This is a genomic window from uncultured Proteiniphilum sp. (genome assembly GCF_937873925.1).
Taxonomy (GTDB): Bacteria; Bacteroidota; Bacteroidia; order Bacteroidales; family Dysgonomonadaceae; genus Proteiniphilum.
Genome location: NZ_CALNAT010000103.1, coordinates 1 through 3,896 on the forward strand (window position 1 = coordinate 1; position 3,896 = coordinate 3,896).

Here is a 3,896-nt window from a genome sequence, read left to right on the forward strand (position 1 = left end):
GCAGAGGACGCATTTAAAAACAGCCCCAGGGTATATCACTGTTCCCCAAAGCCTTGGGTCTTTGTTTGCAAATGCGTCCTCTGCTTTATCGTAGAAAATGTAATTTCCGTTTGCATCTTTTGTTTTAATTTCTCCATTGCGGTCATTAATGTACTCGAAATCCTCAACAAGATTTAAGATAGGGCCTGCATAAGCTCGGTCTATATCTTCAGCATGCGAAGCCGGGATATTACTCTGAGTAAAACCATTTGTCTGACCCGGATATTTATAATCTCTGGCCCAGATTACTTCTTTGTTATTTTCTTTCACAGAAAGGGCTTCATAAAAATTACGTCCCCTGTCATCCGGCTTTGTCAGTTGAAGCTCATATTTACCACTATTAATAACCTCTTCAGCAGCAGATAGCGCTGTCTGATAATAGCCTTGTGCCAAATTAGCCGGAATTCCCACTTCTCCTCCTTGTGTTTTAATCGGATCTGGCATCTTGTTGTTATAATTAGCAATAGATCCAGCATATACGGCTGCACGCGCTTTCAGCATCAAGACTGTCCACTTGGTTGCTCTTGCCGCGTTTACTGACGGATTAACAGGTAGAAAATCCTTGATTACATCACATTCAGATATTATATAATCATAGAGTTTGGCTTCTGTTGAGCGCTCATACTGAATTGAAGTGATGTCCATTCCAGGCGAATATTCAAACACTTCATCACCCACAATGGGCATTCCTCCCATACTACGACACATATTGAAATACAGCCATGCTCTTATGAAACGGGCCTCACCCTCCAACTGTTTCTGAGTAATGGCGTCCAATACTTTTGTTTCACGTACACCTTTTAAAAACTGGTTCAGATTCCGTAATAAAGTGTAATCGTAAACCCTCCAACGGTCATCTTCGAATCCCATACGGTTATCTGGACCACCATCTGATTTCGATGCTTCATCTAAGATTGTATAGGAATATGAGTCGTCAATATGTTGCCCCCAGGTAATTCGGCCATAAAAATTAGCAAGTACCGACTTGATCATGACAGCATCGCCGAATACCTGGTCGTCTGACAAAATTTTATCAGGTTCTCTTTCCAGAAAATCAGCACACCCACTCCAGGTAAAAAGTGCTACTGAAAGTACTATAATTATTTTTTTTATTTTCATAATTTTTTAGAATTTAAGAGTTACACCAACATTGACAATTCGCATTGTAGGATAAGCCAATCCATTTGTATCGTTTATTTCGGGATCAACACCAATAAGGTTTGTTAAACCAAATAGATTCTGACCAGCTACATAAAAACGTAAATCAGTAATGGATGCCTTGTTAACAAGAAATTTGGGTAGTGTATAACCAATCTCCATGTTGCGTAATTTCAGATATTTCACGTTTTTCTTCCAAAATGTACTGTTCCAGTAATTACTGTGGCTGCTATTACCAATCAGCAACATAGGATATTTACCCGAAATTAGTTCGCTGTTCGCATCCCAGATGTCAGCCAAGCACCAAGTGTTTTCCATGTAATACTGCGGATTATTTCCACCATCATGGAAAGGATTACGCTGTTCCCATTCCTGATACCATGTATTTAAAGCTCCACCTGTTAGATCGAATGCCATATCAAAATTTCTCCAAAGGAATGAAAAGTTGAAACCATAGTTGAAAATAGGAGTCGAATCCTGTCTGTAACCTATTGGCCTTTCATCCATTCCATTGATAACACCGTCACCATTTATGTCTTTGTATTTCACATCACCCGGGCGCAAGGTTTTATTCCCTTGTCTGTCATTATCAATGGGCCATGTAGCGATCTCCTCCCAACTTTGGAATTGTCCGTCGGCTTGAAGCCCCCAGTTCAGATAACCATACCTATGCACAATAGAATTTCTGTATACATTCCATGAATTGCTGAAACGTGGTTTATATCGATCCCAGTCGTAAAAGCGGGAATAGGTAGCATTGGCACTGATGGAATAAGCAAGGTCTTTTGCTTGATCACTCCATTTCAGAATAAAATCATATCCCTTGTGTCTGTCTGAATTCAGATTCTCCTGAGGTAAACTAAAACCTACTTCTGATGGCAGCAAAATATCATACTTTGATGCAGGGAGTCCCGTTCTATGTCGGTCAAAATAATCTAATGAACCTGCTAACCTGTTATTTAAGAAACTGGCATCAATACCGATATCCAATATTTTCGCCTTGATCCATGATAAAGTGTTAACAGGAAGTCCGCGGGGAACAGTTCCTATAGTATACTCTCCGTCAATAACCGAACCACCGTTCTTATAGGTATAGCCGCCTAAATAATCAAATGCACTGTATCCGGAAATATTATCATCTCCCAAAAGCCCATACGATGATCTCAATTTTAAATCACTGAAAATTTCGGTCATTTTACTTTCTTGCCAGAAAGTCTCTTCTGATATGCGCCATCCTACAGAAGCGGAAGGGAAAAAGCCCCATCTATGATTTGGAGGAAATTTCCAGGATCCGTCATACCGACCCGAAAATTCCAATAAATATTTATTAGAATAGTTGTAATTGATTCTTCCCATATAACCTAAGCGAGCTTGAGTGTTGTTTCCAGTATCATCATATGTATCCATAGTCTCATAATCGATCAGGTGCAGAGCGTTGGAGGTAGGGATTGAATGCACCCAAGTAGTCGGGGTATCCCTTTTAATGGTCTCTGCGCCCAATATAGCAGCAATATTGTGTTCTCCAGATTGCTTCTGATATGACAACTGGATATTAGTCGTAATCTCTTCGTTATAGCCTTGTCTTCGTTCTCTCCAGGGATTTGTGTTTTCAAAAATAACCGGATAGGTATCAGTATTTTCATCATACCCATATAGTTTGTAGGTATATTCCTGGTTATCCATTCGCTGATTAGCTAGATAGTAGCTCACCAGCGCTTTAGCTCTCAAGCCTTCGATAATCTCATATTCCGCATCAAAATTAAGTTGTACTACACGCCATGTATCTTCATATTTACCAGAGAGATCATAGGTAAGCCATGCAAAGTTAGTACCTGCTTCCGTAGATGTCAGCGTCGGATATAAAGGATTGTCATTAGCAAACGGTCTTCTGGTAGGCAGGTTACGATAAGTACCAAAACGGGGGAACCAATAGTCATCTCCTCCTGGTACACCTGGATTTATTCTTTTCTCAATTCGTCCGTTCATACCTCCACCTACTTTGAGTTTATCAGTGATATTGGCATTGATGTTCATCTGTACGTTGGTACGGGTAAAACCGCCATAATTGACAATAATGGCATCTTGGTTCAGGTTACCTACACTTAAATAGTAGTTAATTTTATCCGATCCTCCCGAGACATTTGCATTGACGTAAGTCTGGGGTGACACTTCCCAAATATAATCATACCAGTCGAAAGGCTGGTATCCTTTTTCAGTTCCCTGCCGCCATTTTTCATAATCCTCTTTCGAATAGCGGTAATTAGTGGCACCCTGTACAGTTTGGGATTGAATATAGTTTTTGATGTAAGTTTCAGCCGTAGCCGGTTTCGGAAAATCATACAAACTTTGCCAACCGTAATAACTATTTACAGTCACGGTATTTTTAGAATTGCGCATCCCTTTTTTCGTAGTTACCACAATCACACCGTTAGCGGCACGAACGCCGTAAATCGCAGCAGAAGCATCTTTCAACACTGATATCGATTCAATATCATTAAAATCAATGTTATTGAACTGTCCTGCATCCGATTGAATGCCGTCAATCACATACAACGGTGCGCCCATATTACGAATCTGAATATTGGTGGTTGCCCCTGGTCGTCCGTCCTGTTGACGTGAATTGATGCCAGCTATTTTTCCAACCAAGGCTCCCGAGGCAGTTGATGATTTGGATCGGCTCAGATCTTTTGAACCAATCA

The 3,896-nt window shown here is 40.5% G+C and carries 2 protein-coding genes; both read right to left on the bottom strand.

Annotated features, from left to right (window positions below; all coding sequences use genetic code 11):
• Nucleotides 1–1,158 (bottom strand): RagB/SusD family nutrient uptake outer membrane protein (locus Q0502_RS07140; protein WP_298648965.1); only part of this gene is annotated, 1,158 nt, incomplete at its 3' end.
• 6 nt (nt 1,159–1,164) lie between these two features.
• Nucleotides 1,165–3,896: SusC/RagA family TonB-linked outer membrane protein (locus tag Q0502_RS07145; RefSeq protein ID WP_298648968.1), on the bottom strand; the 2,732-nt coding region annotated here is incomplete at its 5' end.